We start from the raw sequence: 18,651 nt of genomic DNA, 5'->3' as shown, positions 1-18,651 counted from the left end.
GACCCGTGCGGCGTTTGCGTTCACAAGAGAGACAAGGACCCTGCCATGACCGACCCGACCACGACACCGCCTCCCGCCCCGGCACCGGCCTCCAAGGATCCGCTCCTGCCGGTGAAGATCGTCTATGGTCTCTATGCGGTGGGGTATTTCGTGGGGCTCACAAGCCTCGCCGGGCTGATCTATGCCTATATCACCCGCGGATCCGACCCGGTGGCCGACAGCCATTTCACCTTTCAGATCCGGACCTTCTGGATCGGTCTGGGGCTCGCGATCGTGGCGGTGGTGCTTCTGGCCGTCGGGATCGGCTTTTTCGTCTGGCTCTTCCTCGTGGTCTGGGGCCTGACCCGCGTGATCTCGGGCTTCGTGCTGGCCAATGACGGCAGGCCGATCAGTGGCACGAAATACGCGGGGATCCTCGCCGTCTGAACCGGTCGGGACCCCATCCGCGCATCCGGGCGACACCGGCCCGCCGGGGCCGCCCGAGGCATTACGATCCGGCCAGTCGCGGACCTTGGGGGTCCACCGAGGACCGCCACCCGAAGGCAAAGAGCAAAAGCCCGGCCAGCGCCAGCTCCACCGCGAGCGCGCCGAGAATGCTGGCCGAGGGCACCCCGTCGACCAGAAGGCTGACACAGCGCCCGGCCGGAAAGCTCAGATAGACCGTCAGCGCGATCTTGAAGGCCAGCGGCGCAAGGCGTGGGCGCATCATCCCGGCGAGCATGATGGCCCCGAAACTGGCGAGCCCCGCGCCGGGCGCGCGCAGCTCGCTCAGCCGGTTGGGGTTGTCATCGAGCGGGATGCCGTAGCTGGCATAGAAGGCATGGGGCACAAGCAGGATGGACAGGCCGATGGCCAGTGCCGTGAAGCCGCTGAGACCGAGGGCGATTTTCTGAAGACGGGAGAGATGCATGGTGACGTTCCTTGGCTGAAGTTGATGGCCAAGGTTTAGGGATCATGGGGCTGCCGGGTCTTGACCGGCCATGCCAGCGTTTTGACCGGCGCGGCCAAAGGCTGGTCCGGCGCGATGGATCGGCCCGACCTGTCAGGGTGCACCCGGGGCCGGGCCTTGGATCCCCCGGAGGAGGCCCTGCGCCTGCGCAAAAGAAAACGGCGCAGTCCGGGACCGCGCCGTTTCACTCTGTCACAGCCCGGGACGGCTCAGTTCATCGTCACCCAGCGAAGGATGAAGAAGTTGTCCGGGCGTTGGGTCAGGGTGACGGTGTCGCGGGTGCCCCAGACCAGCGGCTGGACGTAGAGAGGCACATAGGCCGCGTCGTCCTGCAGGATCTGCGTGACCTCGTCGAGCATGGCCTGCCGCTTCGTGTCGTCGATCTCGGACTGGATCATCGGCAGGAGCTCATCGACCCGCGCATTCGAGTAGCCGCCGAAATTCCACGAGCCCAGCTTCTTTTCCGCATTCGGGGTCGAGGCGAGGAAGCGGATCGGGTGCTCGGCATCGAAGGTGCCCGGCGACCAGCCCAGCAGGTACATGTCGAAATCATCCTCGCGCAGGCGCGGCCAGTAGCCCCGCACGGGCATCGCCTCAAGCTGTGCGGTGATCCCGACCTGTGCGAGCATGGAGGTGACCGCCTGACAGACGGCCTCGTCATTCAGGTAGCGGTCATTGGGGCATTTCAGGCCAAAGGAGAACCCGTCGGGATAGCCGGCCTCGGTCAGAAGCGCGCGCGCGGCCTCCGGGTCATAGGCGGGCCGGGCGGCGAGGCTTTCGGAATAGCCGCGCATGGCGGGGCTCACGAGCTGGCTCGCGGGCTCGGCATTGCCGCGCATGATCGTCTGCAGGATCGCGGGCACGTTGATCGCGTGGGACACGGCCTGCCGGACGCGCAGATCGGTGAAAGGGTTTCCGGGATCATCCGATTGCGAGTATTTCAGCGTCTCGGCCTCATGGGGAAAGCCCAGCATGATGACCCGCGCCTCGATCCCCTGGATGACCTGCACCCCCGCCTGCCCCGACAGGCGCGCCGCGTCCTGGATCGGGACCGGGTTGATCATGTCGATATCCCCCGACAGCAGCGCCGCCACCGCCGTGGCCGGGTTCTGGATCGGGGTGAACTCGGCGCGGGTGATGTTATGCTCCGCCTCGCCCCACCAGCCCGCGAAGGGTTCGAGCACGGTGCGCAGGCCCGGCTCGCGCGCGGTCACCCGGAAGGCGCCGGTGCCATTGGCGTTCAGGGTGGCGTAGTTTCCCGCTTCCTTATCCGGCAGGGCGGCGCCATTGGCCTCGGCCCAGCCGCTGTCGAGGATCATCCAGTTCGCGATGCTGTCGGGAAAGATCGGGTTCGGGGCCGAGGTCATGATGTCGACCGTGTAGTCATCGACCACCGTCACCCCAGAGACGGGCGCGAACCAGCTGCGGGTGTCGGAGGTCTCGTCCGAGGCGCGCTGATAGGAAAAGAGCACATCCTCGGCGGTGAAGGCCGCGCCATCATGGAAGGTCACGCCCTCGCGCAGGGTGAAGCGCCAGCCCTCGCCATCGCCGATCGGCTCCCAGCTGGTGGCGAGCGCAGGCTCTACGCTCATATCCTTGCCGCGCCGGACAAGCCCCTCATAGACGTTGTTGAGAAAGCCGAGAACCGGGGCGGAGTTCACCGCATGGGGGTCCATGGTCTGGGGATCGGTGGTCGAAGCCCAGCGGAACTCGTTGGCCGAAGCCGGAACCGCGACAAGCAGCGCCAGCGCGGTCGAGGTCAGCAATCGCGTCATGATCTGTCCTTTGTGGTATGTGCAGCAACCCGGGCAGCATGCCGCCAAAATGTCGCAGGGTCATCGCGAAAACGCGGCGATCACGGGGCTGTGATGGCGCGGATTTCCGCGTGACGGGGTGGCGAACGCGGGTCGGTCAGTCCTCAAAGGGCGTGCCGTTCTTGCGGGTGAAGATGTAGGTGCCCTGCACCAGATGGGCCTCCAGATCATCGTCGGGATAGGTGCCGCTATCGCCCGGGCTGCGATCCCCGATCTCGAGGTACCGCACTGGCGTCGCGGTCTCGTTGACCAGATGATGGGCCACGCCCCCTGCGGGAAACCCGGCGCACATGCCCGGCGCGAGGCGGATCTCGCCCTGATCAGTTTTCAGGGTCGGATGGCCGCTGAGGATATAGATGAACTCATCCTGCGTCTTGTGCCGATGGAGCAGCGCGGATTCCGCGCCCGGGGCCAGATCCGTGAGGTTCACGCCGAAATTCGTCAGGCCGAACGCATTGCCGAGCTGGCGCTTTACCCGGCCCGCGACCCGGGCGGCAAAGGGGGCGGGATAACCCGATTTGGCGGCCCGGGCCGGGATCTCGGTGGCCAGTGCGGCCTTAGGTTTGGAGGCGGTGTCGTCACTCATGCGGGGTCTCCTTGGACGGATCTGAAAGCGGGCGCCGCACGGCGCCGGGGGAAAGGGCAAACCGGTCGTGAAACCGGCGGGCAAAGCGCGAGGCGGAGCGATAGCCCACCGCCTCGGCCACGGAGGCCACGGGCCAGCGCGTGGTCTGCAAGAGATGCAGCCCGCTGCCGAGACGCAAGTCACGCAGGATGTCCTGAAACGCGCAGCCTTCGGCGCGCAGGCGGCGGCGCAGGGTCGCCGGGCTGATCTGCAGGGCGCGCGCCAGGGTCTCGGCCGTCCAGGGCGCGGCGAGATCCGTGGCCAGATGCTGCCGCACCTGAGCTGCGAGACTGCGGGCGGGCGCCGGAGGCAGCCAGGCCCGCGCCAGTGCCATTTCCAGGGCGAGCGCCTCGCAGTGCAGCCCGGTGCGGGGATGCTCCGGATCCTGACTGAGCCCGGCGAGCGCCATACCAAACGCCTCGGCCGCGGCCCCCAGATCGAGGCAGGATTGCAGGGGATAGGGGGCGCGCGCGCCATCGCGCGGCAGGCGGGCATAGGCCGCCTCGAAGACCGCGCGGGGAAAGGCCAGCACCGTGGCCGCATAGGGCGCCTCACCGAGGGGCAGGTTTTCCACCAGCAGGGGCGTCTCCTCGGGCAAAAGGATCAGCGTTCCGGCCGTGGCCCGGGCGGTCAGACCGGCCGCCGTCAGGCGCTTTTCGCCCGCCTCGACCCGGATCACCGCCGGCAGCGGGCTGATCAGGCGATCGAACCGGGCGCGGCGGTATTGCCGGATGTGAAAGCCCGGCGCGATATCCTGCATGGCATGGGTCATGGGCCGCAGCCTAGGCGCAGCCCCCCGCCCCGGCCAGAGAAAGCCTGCGCCCGCACGGATCAATCTGCGCCCGTTCCGATCATAGCTGCGGCAAAACCGGCCCATTTGCGCGGCTCGAAACGAAACATGCCGGACCCGAGGGCCCGGCATGGTCTGTCATTCCTCAGGTCAGAGGGATCAGTTCATGGTGAAATACTTGAACTTCGGATCATCCTCGGGAGACACGTTCGGATAGCCGACCGTGGTCTTGCCGCCCCAGTTCAGCACCTGGTGGTGGATCGGCAGGTAGAGCTGCTCTTCCTGCACCACGGACCAGATCTCGCCGATGGTTGCGTTCCGCTTGGCCAGATCGGTTTCGGAGGCGAGGCTGACGATCTTGGCATCCACATCCGCGTCGCTGAAGCCGGTGCCGTTCCAGGATCCCCGGTCGCCGCCGCGCGAATGCACGAGGAAGTTGAAGATATACTCGGAATCGTAGGTCGGCACGCCCCAGCCCAGCATGTAGAAATCCGTCTCGCCATTCTGGATCAGCGGGAAGTGCTGGGCCTTGGGCTTGGCGTCGAGGTTCACGGTGATGCCAATCTGACCCATCATGCCCACGGCGGCCTGACAGATCGCCTCATCGTTGATGTAGCGGTCATTCGGGCAGTCGAGCTGGATCGAGAAGCCATCGGCATAGCCCGCTTCTTCCATCAGAGCCTTGGCCGCATCGATATCGGTCATGGACGCGCCGTCCATTTCCTCGGTCCAGCCATTGACGAAGGGCGGTGCGATCATGCCTGCGGGCGCGGACTGGCCGCGCATCACCACCTGTTTGATGGCATCGCGGTTGATCGCCATGCTCATGGCCTTGCGCACGCGGGCATCGCCCAGCGGGTTGGCCCCCTCGACATTGTCGCGGGTGATGTCATCGGGTCCGGAATTCATGCCGAAGAAGATGACACGGTTCTGCGCGGCCGTGCGCACTTCGAGGCCATCGGTCCCGCCGACACGCTCAAGATCCTGCACCGGCACGTCCTGGATGAAATCCACCTCGCCCGTCAGCAGGGCCGCCACGCGGGTCGCGGCGTTCTGGATCGGGGTATAGATGATCTCGGTCACGCCCAGCGGGAACTGGTCCGTGCCCCAGTAATCGCCATTCAGCGTGAGCACGGTGCGCACATCGGGCTCGCGGCTGGTCAGGACATAGGGTCCGGTGCCCATGGCGTTGGTGGCCGCAAAGGTGGTCTCGCCATTGGCGATGTCCTGCACCTTGGTCACGCCATTCGCCTCGGTCCAGCCCTTGTCCATGATGAACAGGTTGGTGAAGTTGTTCGGCAGGATCGGGTTCGGCCCGTCGGTCACGAACTCGACGGTCATGTCGTCGACCGCACGCACCTCGGTGATCGAGGTCAGCAGTTCCTTCATCGCGGAGGTCTCGGATTTCGCCCGCTCGAAGGAGAAGACGACATCCTCGGCCGTGAAGGCGGAACCATCGTGGAAGGTCACGCCCTCGCGCAGCTTGAAGACCCAGACATTCGGGTCATCGGCCTTGGGGGCCCATTCCGTCGCGAGCGCGCCTTCGAACTGGCCGAAGTGATCGCGGATGATCAGCGGCTCGTAGATCTGATGCGCGAGCGTGTGGGTCGGGCCTTCGTTCTGGGCGTGCGGGTCAAGCGTGAGGCTGTCACCGGCGCGCGCCCAGTTGAGGGTTTCAGCGCTGGCGAGCAGCGGCGTCAGGACGAGCGCCGATGTGGCCAGCAGGAGGGTCGTTTTTTTCATGGATCGTATCTCCCAGTTATGGTTCGGCGGGTGTGGCAGAACGCGCCATCCGCCGCGCTGTCGGGTGTCCTCTTCGCGTGACCGCCTCGACAGGCGCCGGGAAAAAGAATGACGGGGCCGGAGCAGAACGCAAGGCCGAAATGCCCCGCCCCCGCGTCAAGCCCCGGCGCGGATCCGGGGCCTGATCGCAAATCGGGCTGTGGCGTCAGGCGATGCCGCCATAGGCCACACCGGTCAGATCGCGCATGTCCCGTTTCCAGGTGGTGAGGTCCTCGGCCGAGAAGCCCGAGAGGTGATCATGGCCGCAGGCGCGCGCCATGACCTGCATGAGCTCCACCGAGGCGTCGAAGAAATTGGCCAGCTGCCGCGCGGATTTCTCGACCACCAGCCGGTTGACCAGATGGGGTTTCTGGGTGGCGATCCCCACGGGGCAGTTATTCGTATGGCAGGCCCGCATGGCGAGGCAGCCGATGGCCTGCATGGCCGAGTTCGACACCGCCACCGCATCCGCCCCGAGCGCCAGCGCCTTGAGGAAATCCGCCGGTTTGCGCAGCCCGCCGGTGATCACGAGGCTGACATCGCCGCGCCCGAGCCGGTCCAGATGCCGCCGCGCCCGGGCGAGCGCGGGGATGGTCGGGACCGAGATGTTGTCGCGAAAGATGATCGGTGCGGCCCCGGTGCCCCCACCCCGCCCGTCGAGGATGATGTAATCCACCCCGACCTCGAGCGCGGCATCGATATCCTTCTCGATATGCTGCGCGCTCAGCTTGTAGCCGATGGGGACCCCCCCGGTCCGGTCGCGCACCTCGTCGGCAAAGGCGCGGATCTGCGCCGGCTCGGTCCAGTCGGGAAAGCGCGGCGGCGAGATCGCGTCCTGCCCCTCGTCAAGCCCGCGCACCTCGGCGATCTTGCCCTTGACCTTGGTGCCGGGCAGATGCCCTCCGGTGCCGGTCTTGGCGCCTTGGCCGCCCTTGAAATGAAAGGCCTGCACCTTGGCGAGTTTGTCCCAGTCGAACCCGAACCGGGCCGAGGCCAGCTCGTAGAAATAGCGCGAATTCGCGGCCTGCTCTTCGGGGAGCATCCCGCCCTCGCCCGAGCAGATGCCCGTCCCGGCCAGCTCGGCCCCGCGCGCGAGCGCGACCTTGGCAGGCTCCGACAGCGCGCCGAAGGACATGTCCGACACAAAGAGCGGGATCTTGAGCCGCAGAGGTTTCTGGGCATTGGGTCCGATCACCACATCCGTGCCCACCGGGTCATCATCGAGCAGGGGCGCACGGTGAAGCTGCGCTGTCAGGATCTGCAGGTCGTCCCACACCGGCAGCTCGTCCCGGGGCACGCCCATGGACGACACCACCCCGTGATGGCCCGTCTTGCTGAGCCCGTCCCGGGCATATTGCTGGATCAGCCCGTTATGGGGTTCCTCGGCGGTGCCGTGGGACGTGTCCGCATAGAGCCCGAGATAGGCGTCCCGGTCGAAAGGCTGCGGGTTGGCCTGCGCCCAGTCGGCGATCTCATCGGCATCGACCCAGACCTCCCCCGCCTCGATCCAGGAAGAGAATTTCGGCAAGGCCTCTTCATTGGCATATTCCGACACGCCACTGTCGAGCCGGTAATCCCAGTAATGCACCCCGCAGATCAGGTTGTCGCCCTTCACAAAGCCATCGGACATCAGGGCCCCGCGATGCAGGCAGCGCCCATAGAAGACGGAGACCGTCTCGTCGAAGCGCACCACGACCAGATCGACCTCGCCCACCAGAGCGTAAGCTGGCGCGCGGTCTGCGAGCGCGTCGAGTTTGGCAACGGATGTTTTTTGCATTTTTTTCTCCTCCTGGTCTCACGGACACTGCCCCGGTTCGGCGCTTCGGCCAATGCCCGGCAGGCGCACATCCTCTGCGCGCGACCGACATGGCGGCCTCGGCACGCGGTGCAACATGTTGGAAATAAAGGTTAACGCCCCCCGCCCGGCGCGGCCCGGCCCCCGTCAAAGCTGAGCTTCAGAATCACTAACAGTTCTCTAACGGTACGTGACGCAAGGTCAGCAGGCATCTGGACAGGATGCGGTTAACGCTGACAAGATGGGCTCCAAACCTTTGAACAAAAGCAATTTTTCAGTAGCTAATCTTTTCGATCAAGGGCACTGTTCCCGCCCGATACGTTTGAAGAACCAAAACCTGGAGCTCGACTTCGATGTGTCCAAACCCTGTTCAGATGCACCCTTCCCGGTGGAGACAGAGGGGCGGGTACATTCCCAAACCTTCCCTACCCCTCTGTTCACCCCGTCTCGGGGGTCCGAAGTGAGTGCGGAGCCCCAATCGGGGACTGCCCAGCTGGCCAAGCTCTACGTGCTTGGTCCGCTGGGCCTTTTCTCGGCGGGCGACCGGAACCTGACCCCTCGGGGGAAAAAGACACAAGGCCTGCTGGCGCTTCTGGCGCTGGCACCGCGCGGACAGCGCACCCGGGTCTGGCTGCGCGACAAGCTCTGGAGTGCCAGCGACGAACAGAAATCGGCGTCGTCCTTGCGCCAGACCGTGTTCGAGCTGCGCAAGGATCTGGGGCCGCTGGCCGATGAAATCCTCGACATCAACCGGATGTCCATCGGGCTGCGGCTCGACCGGATCTGGATCGACCATCACGTGGTCAGCGAAGATCCCACCGCCCTGCACAAGCTGGAGGTGAGCGAAGACACCGAACTGCTCGAAGGCATCGATGTCGCCGATGAGGAGTTCGAGGACTGGCTCCAGATGGAGCGCCAGATCTGGTACGACAAGGCGACCGAGATCCTTGAGGCGCATCCCCGCCCGGCCCCGAGCAAACCGACACCCGCCCAGACCCGTGGTCTGCTTGTGCCGACGCGCAGCACCGAGGATCTGTCGGAGAACCCCGAGCCGGGCACCTTCAGTGTCGGGTTCCTGCCGAATATCCAGCAGGGCTGCGATGCCAATACCCAGCATCTGGCGGATTACGTGCTGGAAGGGGTCGCCCGGAACCTGCGCGAGTTCGAGCCGGTCGCGGTGTTCGATTTCCGCGACCCGACCGTGCATTCCGACCAGTTCACCCAGGCCTTCGAGACCGAGTACTACACCCGCGTGCGCACCATGCAGGTGCGCGACAGCCTGACCCTGACGTTTTTCCTCTATCGTTCCAGCCGGATGGCGCTGGAATGGTCCCAGTCGATCCAGACCTCCGCCGATCAGATCATGCAGAATTCCATGATGCTCGAGGGGTTCATCGCGCAGAATGTGGACCGTATGGCCAAGTCGATGTTCGAGGACCGGCTGCGGATGCTCGACAGCCGCGACGACTGGCCGCCCAAGGTCGGCTACACGGCGCTGAACCTGATGTTCAAGCTCGACGAGAATGCGCTGAGCAATTCCGAGACCATGCTGCTGCAGGGGGATGACGCCCATGATGCGGCCTCGGTCTATCCGGCGCTGCGGGCCTATCTGACGACCTTCAAGATCGGCGAGAATGTCGGGGTGCTGAACCGGGGCGAGCTGGACGATGCCCGGCTGGCCGCCGAGAGCGCGCTGGCCAACAACCCGTTCAACTCGATCTCGCTGGCCTGCATCGCCCATGTGCTGGGCTATGTGTTCCACGAGCATGATCTGGCGGGCGGGTTGCTGGAACAGGCACTGAACCTGAACCAGTCCCAGCCCTTCGTCTGGGATCACTATGCGCTGCACAAGCTCTATACCGGCGAGTTCGAGGCCGCCTACCGCGCTGCCGAGCGCGGGGCGAGCCTGGGCAGTTTCAGCCCGATCAGCTACAGCTATGACACCACGCTCGCGATGGCCGCGACCATGGCCGGCGACCACCGCCGTGCGATCATGGCGGGCCAGCGGGCCTTGCGGAAACAGCCGCGCTTTGCGGCGGCCATGCGGTATCTTCTGTTGAACTATTCCAAGCTGGGCCGCGAGGCGGAGGCACAGGCGATCTATGGTCGTCTGCTCGATGTGGATCCCGAGTTCCACGATCCCGAAGTGCAAAAGGAGCGGTTCCGCTTCGCGCACAAGCAGGATGAAAGCTCGGTTTTGGGGATTTTGAAACGACTGACCACGTGAAGGGGACACGGTATGGAAGACCAGCCTGACAGCGACGATATTCTGCTGTCTCATACATTTTCGGTAACGGGCGTCGGCCTGAAACTGTCCGGCACCAGTGACGCGCAGGGGGATGGCGCGGTCGGGGATGCGGCCGGGCCCGGCGGTGCGTCGGGGTCGGTGATGGTGGCGCTGAACCGCAACCGGAACCGCAATCGGAACAGAAACCGGAACCGCAATCGCAACAGGAACCGCAACCGCAATCGGAACCGCAATCGCGGGCCAATGGAAGATGGCGGCGGGATGAGCATGCAGGAGCCCTGGCGCGAGCGCGAGGCCCTGCACAAGATCATCGGCGAATGGATCAACCTGCCCCTGGCCCTGCCCCCCGATATGGAGCAACTGCGCGCCGAGGCGGTCGACCTGTTGGAAAAGCAGGTGCTGTTGCATCGCCCCGAGGGCGGCCAGCGCCGCGCAGAGATCCTGCGCGAGGCGGAGTTCGAGCTGTCGGGCTATCTGCGCCCCTTGGGCATCGAGGGGGTCAGCGGCTATGACGCGACCGTCGGGCTGTTCATGACCGTGCTCGCGCTGACCGACGAGATCGGCCTGCGCTACAAGGCCCGGTTCAACACGCCACGCCCGAACCAGGTCGAGCCCCGGCTGCGCCCGTTCCTGCCTTATCCGGGCCATGAGAGCCAGCCGTCCAACCACTCGTTCCAGTCCTTCTCGCTGGCCTTCGTGTTCTCGCGCATGTTGCCCGAGCATCCGGCAAGCTCCGAGCTGTTCCGCTCGGCCCGCCGCATCGCGGAGAACCGGGAATGGGCCGGGGTGCATTACGCCTCGGACACCGAAGCGGGCTATCAACTGGCGCGGATGGTGACCCCGGTTCTGGAAAAAGTGTTGAAGAAACAGATGCTCGCCGCGGCATCCGAGTGGATGTGAGGGGGACCGGAGCATGACAACAGGACGTGAGAATTACCCCGAATACGACGCGCTGTGGCATCTGCAGTCCATGGGTGTGCGCACGGACAAGCATCGGCCCAATGGCTGGAAGTACAAGCGCAGTGACCGCAAGCGCACCCGGGTGGCGATGATCGACACCTCGGTGGCGGTGGATCATCCCAACCTCGAACCGGCGATCAACAAGAAGCTGGCGCTGGATCTCTTCTCGGCCCCGCTGGGCAGCTTTGCCTATCGCAAACCCGATGAGAAGCTCGAGGATCTGTGCCTCAACACCCGCACCCGCGTGGCCGATGGCCTGCCCGGGATCACCGAGATCCTCGGCCGTCTGATCGACCGCACCAGCCATGGCAGTCTCGCCTGGCAGAACAATCTGCAGCCCTGCGTGGGTGCCGAGTTCTCGTCCCATGGCACGGCGATTGCCGGGCTGATCGGTGCCAAACCCACCCGCGTGCAGGCCGTGGTGCCCGAGCCGACCGACGAGATCACCTCGATCCCCCTACCTTATGTGGGCGTGGATCCGTTCTGCGAGATCGTGCCGATCTCGACGAATTTCGACCCGGATCCCGAGGTCCTGATCGTGGCGTTCCTCTATGCGGAACTGATCGATGCGGATGTGGTGCTCTTGCCGCGCAACGTGCCGGACCCGGTGCGGACCGTGCCCGAGATCTTCACCCGCACCATCGATGGCGTCCCGCTGAGCGAGGCCACCGCCCCGGCGGCCACCACCCCCGAGGAGGCGCAGCTCTGGGCCGAGCTGGCCGAACTGATCGTGAATATCTCGATGGCCCGGCCCGTGGTCTGCGCAGCAGGCAACGCCAATGAGGAGAACGGGATCTATCCCGCGAACCTCGCCACCGACCATAACGGGATCATCTCGGTCGGGGCCATGAATGCCAAGGGGGTCCTCGCGGGGTTCTCGGCCAGTCAGGGTCTGACGGTGATGGCGCCCTCGGGCGATGCCGAAGTGTTCGACCGCACGCAGGTGCGGCTCGACACGCGGCGCCATGACTATGATCCGGTCGGCGTGCCGGAACCCAATGAGAACCACAAGTATTCCCATTACGACGTCATCTCGACGGATGTGCCGGGGATCTATGGCTACTCCGACAGCCCCTATCGCTCGCTCGAGCCGGAAACGGGTCTGCGCGAATTCGGCTCCTATTTCTGCAGCTTCGGCGGCACCTCGGCGGCTTCGGCTCTGGTGGCGGGCTATCTCAGCCTCGCGCGCAGCGCCGGCGAACTGGACGTGAAAGCCGATGGTTTGCAGGCCAAGGCTTGGCTGCTGGCCAATTGCGCCGAGGTGCAGGATGGCGACACCTGCTATCTCTACCCGGCTTGGGATGGCGATTACAGCTTCCCCGACGCCTGAGCTGAGTGGTCTCAGAACCCGTAAAGCGCCGCCGGCGTGTCCGTGAGGATGCGTCGGCGGTTCTCCGTCGAGGGGACCGCGTCGAGAAACGCATTGAGCAGGTCGCCCGCATCGGGCTGGGCGGCATCGGCCAGCATCAGGTGCGGCCAGTCGCTGCCCCAGAGGCACCGATCCGGGTTCGCCGCCACCAGCGCTGCGACTGCCGCCGCCGCCCCGTCATAGGGCGCGGAACACAGCCGGTAGGGCGCCGAAAGCTTCACATATGCCTGCCCCTCGGCCACCAGACGACAGAGCGTGGCAAATCCGGGCTCAGCCGGTCCCGCCGCGAGATCGGGCCAGCCGATATGGTCGAAGACCACCGGCACCCCGAGCCCGGGCACATCCGGCGCCAGCTCGATCATGTGTTTATGGGTGTTCATGAGCATCTGCACATGCAGGCCATGGGCCGCGAGCCGGGGCGCCATCTCGCGCACCCCCTCCCAGGACAGGATGCCGCCATGGACATAGTTCAGGCGCACGCCCACCACCCCGGCCTCGGCCAGCGCGGCCAGTTCGGCATCGGGCGCGCCGTCGCGCACCAGCCCGATCCCGCGCGCGCGGCCTCCCAAAGCCGCCACGGCGGCGCGCGTTACCGTGTTGTCTCCGCCGTAGAGGATGGAATGGACGATCACGACCCGCGCCATCTGCAGCGTGTCGAGATGGGTCTCCAGCCGGGCCACCCAGTCCTGCAGGGTCCCGGGGGCCGGATCCTCGACCCGCCCGTCCCAAAGCGGGATGTCATCGGCGACCATATGGACATGGGCATCGCAGGCCCCCTGCGGGATCGCGGCCTTGGGCGCGCGCGGGCGCGCCACCGGGGGCAAGGCGGCAGGCATCGGATCGGAAGGGGTCATGGCATGATCTCTGCAAAGGGAAACGCGCCCCTGACTTGACCGGGGGACGAGCGGTTTGTCCAGCCATCCGCAGCCGGGCTAGCCCTCGGCCAGAAAGGCCTGCACCGCGCCATAAAAGGCCGTGGGCGCATCCTTGTGCAGCATATGCCCGGCCTCGAGCATGCGGTGCCGGGCCTCAGGCAGGCGTCGGGCCAGATCCATTGCCTGCTTATGGGTGCGCGGGTTGTTCCGCCCGGTCAGGATCAGCACGGGGCACCGGATCCGCGCGATCAGATCGCGCCCGTCAAAGCCGTGCGCTGCGGTCATCGCGTCGTTGAGCCCTTCGGGATCCATCCGGGCCACCTCGGTCAGATAGGCCTTTTTTGCCGCCCCCTTCTCGCCCATGGCCGCGAGCTTGGCCGTCCCCCGCGGTCCGAGCTTGGCGGTCAGCCAGCTGGCGAAGCCCGCGCCCTTTCGGTCGATCCAGCGGCTCTGCATGCTGAAGGCGCTCTCGGCGAAGACGAGCCGGGTGATCCGCTCTGGCTGGGTCGCGGCCAGATGCAGACCGATCATCCCGCCCAGCGAATGCCCCACCAAGGCGCAGCGGGGCGGCAGCTGCGGCAGCAGCATCTCGGCAAAGCCCGCCACCGAGGCCTGCCGCGCGCGGGGCTGGCCCGCATGGCCCGGCAGGTTGAGGCAGAGGCCCTCGGCCCGCCCCTCCCATGTCTGGGCCGACAGCCCCGCGCCATGGATCCAGACGGTGGTCGGCTGTGGGTCGGGCATCGGGCGGCTCCTGCATGAGATGGCGGCAGCGTGACGAGCGCCATGCCCGGGGTCAAGGCCGCCGGAGCGCGCGCCCGCAATCGCGATGCGGCACGCTAAGGCGCCACTGGCACGAGCCGTGGAGCAAGGCCCAAACGCCTGCGAAAGCTCTGCGCACATGGCCGGGCGTGGCATGGGGATGAGACATCCCGGCGTCCTCGGGGTCGGGGGGTCCTGATTCCGAGAAAGACGGCGGACCGGCCCGGGCGCGCGGCGAGGCTCCGACCCCGAGCCTCATGGCGCAGGCGGCGGCGGTTGGTTCATCTGCGCAGGCCGCAGCCCCGACCAAAGGGCAGTGGGGAAAACGCAAACGGCCCCGTCGCAGGACGGGGCCGGTCGTGAGTGGTTGGCTTTGGGCTCAGGCGAGCCCGTGCTTGGAAAAGGGCAGTTCGGTAATACGCTGCCCGGTGGCGCGGGCCACCGCATTGGCCACAGCCGGACCAATGGGCGGGGTGCCAGGTTCGCCCACACCCGTGGGTGCCTCCGACGAGGCGACGATATGGACGTCGACCACGGGCATGTCGGTGATGCGCAGGGGCATGTAGTCGGGGTAGTTGAACTGGTCGACTTCCCCGTCGGTCAGCGTCACCTCCTCGCGCAGGATCCCGGACAGGCCATAAGCCAGCCCGCCTTCGATTTGCGCGCGGATATTGTCGGGGTTCACGGCGATGCCGCAATCCACCGCGCAGGTGACCTTCTCGACCTTCACCGTACCGTCCTCGCGCATGCGCACCTCGGCGATCTCGGCCACATAGCTGTTGAAGCTCTTGTGGACCGCGACGCCGCGATGCAGGCCCTCGGGCGCAGGGCTGTCCCAGCCCGCCTTTTCAGCCGCCAGACGAAGCACGCCCGCAAGGCGCGGATCATCACCCAGATGCGCGAGACGGAAGGCCACCGGATCCTGCCCCGCCGCTTCGGCGAGCTGGTCCATCATGGTCTCCATCACATAGGCGGAGTGGGTATGCCCGACCGAGCGCCACCACAGCACCGGGATCCCGACGTTCGGGTGGTGCACATCCATGGCCATGTCCGGCAGGCTGTAGGTGGAATCCGCAGCCCCCTCGGTGCTGGAATGGTCCACGCCGTCCTTGACGAGGAAGCTTTCGAAGGGCGTGCCGATCATGATGCCCTGGCCGACGATGCGATGCTCCCAGCCCGAGATCTTGCCCTCGGCATCCACGCCCGCGCGGACCTTGTGCAGGGTCAGGGGACGGTAATAGCCGCCGCGGATGTCATCCTCGCGGGAATAGACCAGCTTGATCGGCGCCGCGGAGCCGGTCTCGGCGAGCCATGCGGCCCCGATGCTCGCGGTTTCGGCCACCAGATGCCCGTCCGCCGTGGCGCGCCGCCCGAAAGAGCCGCCGCCCCACATGGTGTTGATCGCCACATTCTCGAACGGGATCCCGAGCACGGCGGCGGCCACATTATGGTCGATCGTCTGGATCTGGCTGCCGCCCCAGAACGTCGCCGTCTCGCCGTCAAAGAGGACGGTCATGTTGAGCGGCTCCATGGGGGCATGGGCGAGATAGGGGAAATGGTAGCTCGCCTCGACCACTTGCGCGGCCCCTGCGAGCTTGCCCGCGGCATCGCCACGCGCGACGGCCGTGTTCCCTTGCGTGTCCAGCAGGGCGGAAAACTCCTCGGTGAGGGTGTCCGTGCTGCGGGTCTCGGCGGTGGACATGTCCCATTCGATGTCCAACGCATCGCGCGCCATCATCGCGCGCCATGTGTTGTCGGCCACGACGACCACGCCCTGGGGGATGGTCAGAACGGCCGAAACACCCGGCATTGCCTTGGCCGCATCGGCATTCACCGAGGCCACGGTGGCCCCGAATTTCGGCGGACGCGCGGTCACGGCGATCAGGATCCCCTCGGGCTTGGCATCCATGCCGAACATGCCCACGGACCCTTGGGTCTTGAGCGGCAGCTCGACCCGGGCCATGTCCTTGCCGATCACCGTCCAATCCGCAGCAGATTTCAGGGACACGCTTTCAGGGACGGCCTGACGACCCGCGGCCTCGGCCAGATCGCCGAAGCTCGCGCTGTCATCGCCGCTGGTCACCTGACCCTTGGCGACCGAGATGGTCTCGGGCGCGACACCCCAGGTCTCGGCAGCCGCCGCCACGAGCATGGCGCGCGCAGCCGCTCCGGCCTCGCGATATTGCATGAAGGAATTCGCCATGGCGGTCGAGCCACCCGTGCCCTGCACACCGAAGGCGGTATTGACATAGACCTGCGGGTTCGACGGTGCGAATTCCACCGCCACCTGATCGGGATCGGCGTCAAGCTCTTCGGCGACAAGCGTGGCGAGACCGGTCGCGGCCCCCTGCCCCTTGTCCAGATGCTTGATCAGCACGGTCACGGTGCCGTCGGGTGTGATATGAACGAAAGGTTGCGTGAAGCCGCCCTCGCCCATGGCCTGCGCCCCGCGCGGTAGGCTCGCGCCGATCAGCAGCCCGCCGATCGCGCCCGCAGACAGCTTCAGAAAGGTCCGGCGCGACGGGGCCGGAGCGGTCAGGGCCTGTTCCAGATAATGCAGCATCTCAGGCCTCCATGATTTCGGATGCACGGTGGATCGCCTTGCGGATCCGGGCATAGGTGGCACAGCGGCAGACATTGCCTTCCATGGCAAAATCGATGTCCTCATCCGAGGGCTTCGGCGTCTCAGCCAACAGGGCCGTGGCGGACATGATCTGGCCCGACTGGCAATAGCCGCATTGCGGCACCTGCATCTCGACCCAGGCGGCCTGGATCGCGGCGGCGGCCTTGGTGTCGACGCCTTCGATCGAGGTCACGTCGGCCCCTTCGAGATCGCCCACCGCGATCTGGCAGGACCGGGTCGGAACCCCGTCCACATGCACGGTGCAAGCCCCGCAGGAGGCCACCCCGCAGCCAAACTTCGTTCCCGTCATCTTGAGTTCGTCGCGCAACAGCCACAGCAGCGGCATGTCCTCTTCGACATCGACCGTGGTTGGCGCGCCATTAAGCGTAAAGCTGACCATCGAGACCTCCCCGTCATCGGATCTGTGGTGTTAGACGCTCTAACTTAACCCCGAATGGCGATTTGTTTAGCGCTATTTCCGCGCGCTGACGCACATTGGTTGTTTTCTCGAAACCGAGATGCGCGGGGGTTCAGAGAAAAATCGCGGTCAAAGGCATGATCCCTCTGGCCTTTCGGCGCAAAACCCGGTTCCGTTTGGCCCGTGCGTGATGCGCGTCAGCGATGGAGGGAAAGCGATGAATTGTGTGTTCGTTCAGATCAGGTGCCGACCGGGGACAGCCTATCGCGTGGCCGATGACATCACCCTGCGCGAGATCCATTCCGAGCTCTATTCCACCAGCGGCGAGTATGACCTGCTGCTGAAGCTCTACATCCCGCAGGACGCGGATGTGGGCCGGTTCATCAACGAGAACCTGCTGGATATCGACGGGATCGAACGCACGCTGACCACATTGACGTTCAAGGCGTTCTGAGAAACGCCGGACACCAACGGGAGAGACGAGATGACACTGAAAACAACGCTAGTCGCGGCACTTCTGGCCGCAACGACCGCGGGCATGGGCCTGGCCGAGGGCCATGGCGGCGCGGTCAAGGTCGGGATGATCACCACCCTGTCGGGCGGCGGCGCGGGCCTCGGGATCGATGTGCGCGACGGCTTCATGCTGGCCGTGAAGCAGGCGGGCAATGACAAGCTTGAGGTGGTGATCGAGGATGATCAGCGCAAGCCGGATATCGCGGTGCAGCTGGCCGACAAGATGATCCAGTCCGAAAAGGTCGACGTGCTGACGGGCATCATCTGGTCCAATCTCGCCATGGCGGTGGTCCCGGCGGCCACGGCGCAGGGCAAGTTCTACCTGTCGCCCAATGCGGGCCCCTCGGCGCTGGCCGGGCGCGGCTGCCACCCGAATTACTTCAACGTGGCCTGGCAGAATGACAACCTGCACGAGGCGGCAGGAGCCTATGCCAACGAGGCCGGGCTGAAGAACTCCTTTATCCTCGCGCCGAACTACCCGGCGGGTCAGGATGCGCTGACCGGCTACAAGCGGTTCTACGAGGGTGATCTGGCTGGTGAGATCTATACCAAGCTGGGCCAGACCGACTACGCCGCCGAGATCGCGCAGATCCGCGCCTCGGGTGCCGATAGCGTGTTCTTCTTCCTGCCCGGTGGGATGGGGATTTCCTTCCTCAAGCAATACGCGGCCTCGGGTGTGGACCTGCCCGTTGTCGGACCCGCCTTCAGCTTTGATCAGGGCATCCTGCAGGCCGTGGGCGATGCGGCGCTTGGTGTGAAAAACACCAGCCAGTGGAACAAGGATCTGGACAACCCCACCAACGCCGCCTTTGTCGAAAGCTTTCAGGCCGAGTATGGCCGCCTGCCTTCGCTCTATGCGAGCCAGGGGTTTGACACGGCGAACCTGCTCCTGAGCGCGATGGCCAAGGCCGATGTGGCGGATGCGGATGCCTTCCGCGCGGCCCTGAAAGAGGCGGATTTCGCTTCCACCCGGGGGGATTTCGCCTTTGGCCCGAACCACCACCCGATCCAGGACATCTATATCCGCGAGGTCATTCAGGAGGGCGATGTCTTCACCAACAAGACCCTCGGCGCGGCCCTGACGGACCATGCGGACGCCTACGCGGCCGAGTGCAAGATGTGATCGGTGGC

Annotated in this window: 16 protein-coding genes; 6 read left to right on the top strand and 10 right to left on the bottom strand. The window is 65.7% G+C overall.

Features of this window, described 5'->3' with window-relative positions; all coding sequences use genetic code 11:
* Nucleotides 1-45 precede the first annotated feature (45 nt).
* On the top strand, nt 46-426 hold the full coding sequence (locus ACP15I_RS11590; RefSeq protein WP_424975202.1) for a DUF4870 family protein: 381 nt from the start codon (nt 46-48) through the stop codon (nt 424-426).
* 61 nt (nt 427-487) lie between these two features.
* Here the strand turns inward: ACP15I_RS11590 and ACP15I_RS11585 are convergent, their stop codons facing one another.
* The 6 genes from ACP15I_RS11585 to ACP15I_RS11560 form a co-directional block, all read right to left on the bottom strand.
* On the bottom strand, nt 488-910 hold the full coding sequence (locus ACP15I_RS11585) for a DUF4345 domain-containing protein (RefSeq protein WP_424975201.1): 423 nt from the start codon (nt 908-910) through the stop codon (nt 488-490).
* 248 nt (nt 911-1,158) lie between these two features.
* Nucleotides 1,159-2,724: an ABC transporter substrate-binding protein gene (locus ACP15I_RS11580; protein WP_424975200.1), complete on the bottom strand. Its 1,566-nt coding sequence runs from the start codon at nt 2,722-2,724 to the stop codon at nt 1,159-1,161.
* A gap of 136 nt (nt 2,725-2,860) precedes the next feature.
* Nucleotides 2,861-3,349 carry a cupin domain-containing protein gene (locus ACP15I_RS11575; RefSeq protein ID WP_424975199.1) on the bottom strand — a complete coding sequence of 163 codons (489 nt, stop codon included), beginning with the start codon at nt 3,347-3,349 and terminating at the stop codon, nt 2,861-2,863.
* Complete coding sequence (locus ACP15I_RS11570; RefSeq protein WP_424975198.1) at nt 3,342-4,160, bottom strand: helix-turn-helix transcriptional regulator; 819 nt, start codon at nt 4,158-4,160, stop codon at nt 3,342-3,344. The genes ACP15I_RS11575 and ACP15I_RS11570 overlap by 8 nt, the downstream gene beginning before the upstream one ends.
* Before the next feature lie 177 nt (nt 4,161-4,337).
* Nucleotides 4,338-5,921 (bottom strand): ABC transporter substrate-binding protein, encoded by a 1,584-nt coding sequence (locus tag ACP15I_RS11565; RefSeq protein WP_424975197.1) that lies wholly within the window; start codon nt 5,919-5,921, stop codon nt 4,338-4,340.
* 205 nt (nt 5,922-6,126) lie between these two features.
* Entirely contained in the window at nt 6,127-7,737 is a 1,611-nt protein-coding gene (locus ACP15I_RS11560; RefSeq protein ID WP_424975196.1) for a glutamate synthase-related protein, read from the bottom strand.
* A gap of 478 nt (nt 7,738-8,215) precedes the next feature.
* Between ACP15I_RS11560 and ACP15I_RS11555 the strand changes: the two genes are divergently transcribed.
* Genes ACP15I_RS11555 through ACP15I_RS11545 form a run of 3 tightly spaced genes read left to right on the top strand, consistent with a single transcriptional unit; the run spans nt 8,216 to nt 12,293 of the window.
* A complete protein-coding gene (locus ACP15I_RS11555; protein WP_424975195.1) occupies nt 8,216-9,982 on the top strand; it encodes a transcriptional regulator in 1,767 nt (588 codons plus the stop codon).
* Nucleotides 9,983-9,994: 12 nt separating this feature from the next.
* Nucleotides 9,995-10,903 carry a phosphatase PAP2 family protein gene (locus ACP15I_RS11550; RefSeq protein WP_424975194.1) on the top strand — a complete coding sequence of 303 codons (909 nt, stop codon included), beginning with the start codon at nt 9,995-9,997 and terminating at the stop codon, nt 10,901-10,903.
* Nucleotides 10,904-10,916: 13 nt separating this feature from the next.
* Nucleotides 10,917-12,293: a S8/S53 family peptidase gene (locus ACP15I_RS11545; RefSeq protein WP_424975193.1), complete on the top strand. Its 1,377-nt coding sequence runs from the start codon at nt 10,917-10,919 to the stop codon at nt 12,291-12,293.
* A gap of 11 nt (nt 12,294-12,304) precedes the next feature.
* Here the strand turns inward: ACP15I_RS11545 and ACP15I_RS11540 are convergent, their stop codons facing one another.
* The 4 genes from ACP15I_RS11540 to ACP15I_RS11525 form a co-directional block, all read right to left on the bottom strand.
* On the bottom strand, nt 12,305-13,186 hold the full coding sequence (locus ACP15I_RS11540) for an amidohydrolase family protein (RefSeq protein WP_424975192.1): 882 nt from the start codon (nt 13,184-13,186) through the stop codon (nt 12,305-12,307).
* Between the two features lie 78 nt (nt 13,187-13,264).
* The gene (locus tag ACP15I_RS11535; protein ID WP_424975191.1) at nt 13,265-13,948 is read right to left on the bottom strand and encodes an alpha/beta fold hydrolase; all 684 of its coding nucleotides are present in this window, start codon (nt 13,946-13,948) and stop codon (nt 13,265-13,267) included.
* A gap of 397 nt (nt 13,949-14,345) precedes the next feature.
* The gene (locus ACP15I_RS11530; RefSeq protein WP_424975190.1) at nt 14,346-16,529 is read right to left on the bottom strand and encodes a molybdopterin cofactor-binding domain-containing protein; all 2,184 of its coding nucleotides are present in this window, start codon (nt 16,527-16,529) and stop codon (nt 14,346-14,348) included.
* 1 nt (nt 16,530) lies between these two features.
* The gene (locus ACP15I_RS11525) at nt 16,531-16,989 is read right to left on the bottom strand and encodes a (2Fe-2S)-binding protein (RefSeq protein WP_424965838.1); all 459 of its coding nucleotides are present in this window, start codon (nt 16,987-16,989) and stop codon (nt 16,531-16,533) included.
* 235 nt (nt 16,990-17,224) lie between these two features.
* On the opposite strand from ACP15I_RS11525, the gene ACP15I_RS11520 reads away from it, so the two are divergent.
* Both ACP15I_RS11520 and ACP15I_RS11515 read left to right on the top strand, forming a co-directional pair.
* A complete protein-coding gene (locus ACP15I_RS11520; RefSeq protein WP_424965837.1) occupies nt 17,225-17,461 on the top strand; it encodes an Lrp/AsnC ligand binding domain-containing protein in 237 nt (78 codons plus the stop codon).
* Between the two features lie 30 nt (nt 17,462-17,491).
* Nucleotides 17,492-18,643 carry an ABC transporter substrate-binding protein gene (locus ACP15I_RS11515; protein ID WP_424975189.1) on the top strand — a complete coding sequence of 384 codons (1,152 nt, stop codon included), beginning with the start codon at nt 17,492-17,494 and terminating at the stop codon, nt 18,641-18,643.
* The last annotated feature ends 8 nt before the right edge of the window (nt 18,644-18,651 follow it).

Origin of the sequence: Dinoroseobacter sp. S124A (genome assembly GCF_049801015.1) — a bacterium.
GTDB lineage: Bacteria > Pseudomonadota > Alphaproteobacteria > Rhodobacterales > Rhodobacteraceae > Dinoroseobacter.
This window is presented reverse-complemented; position numbering and strand designations above follow the sequence as displayed.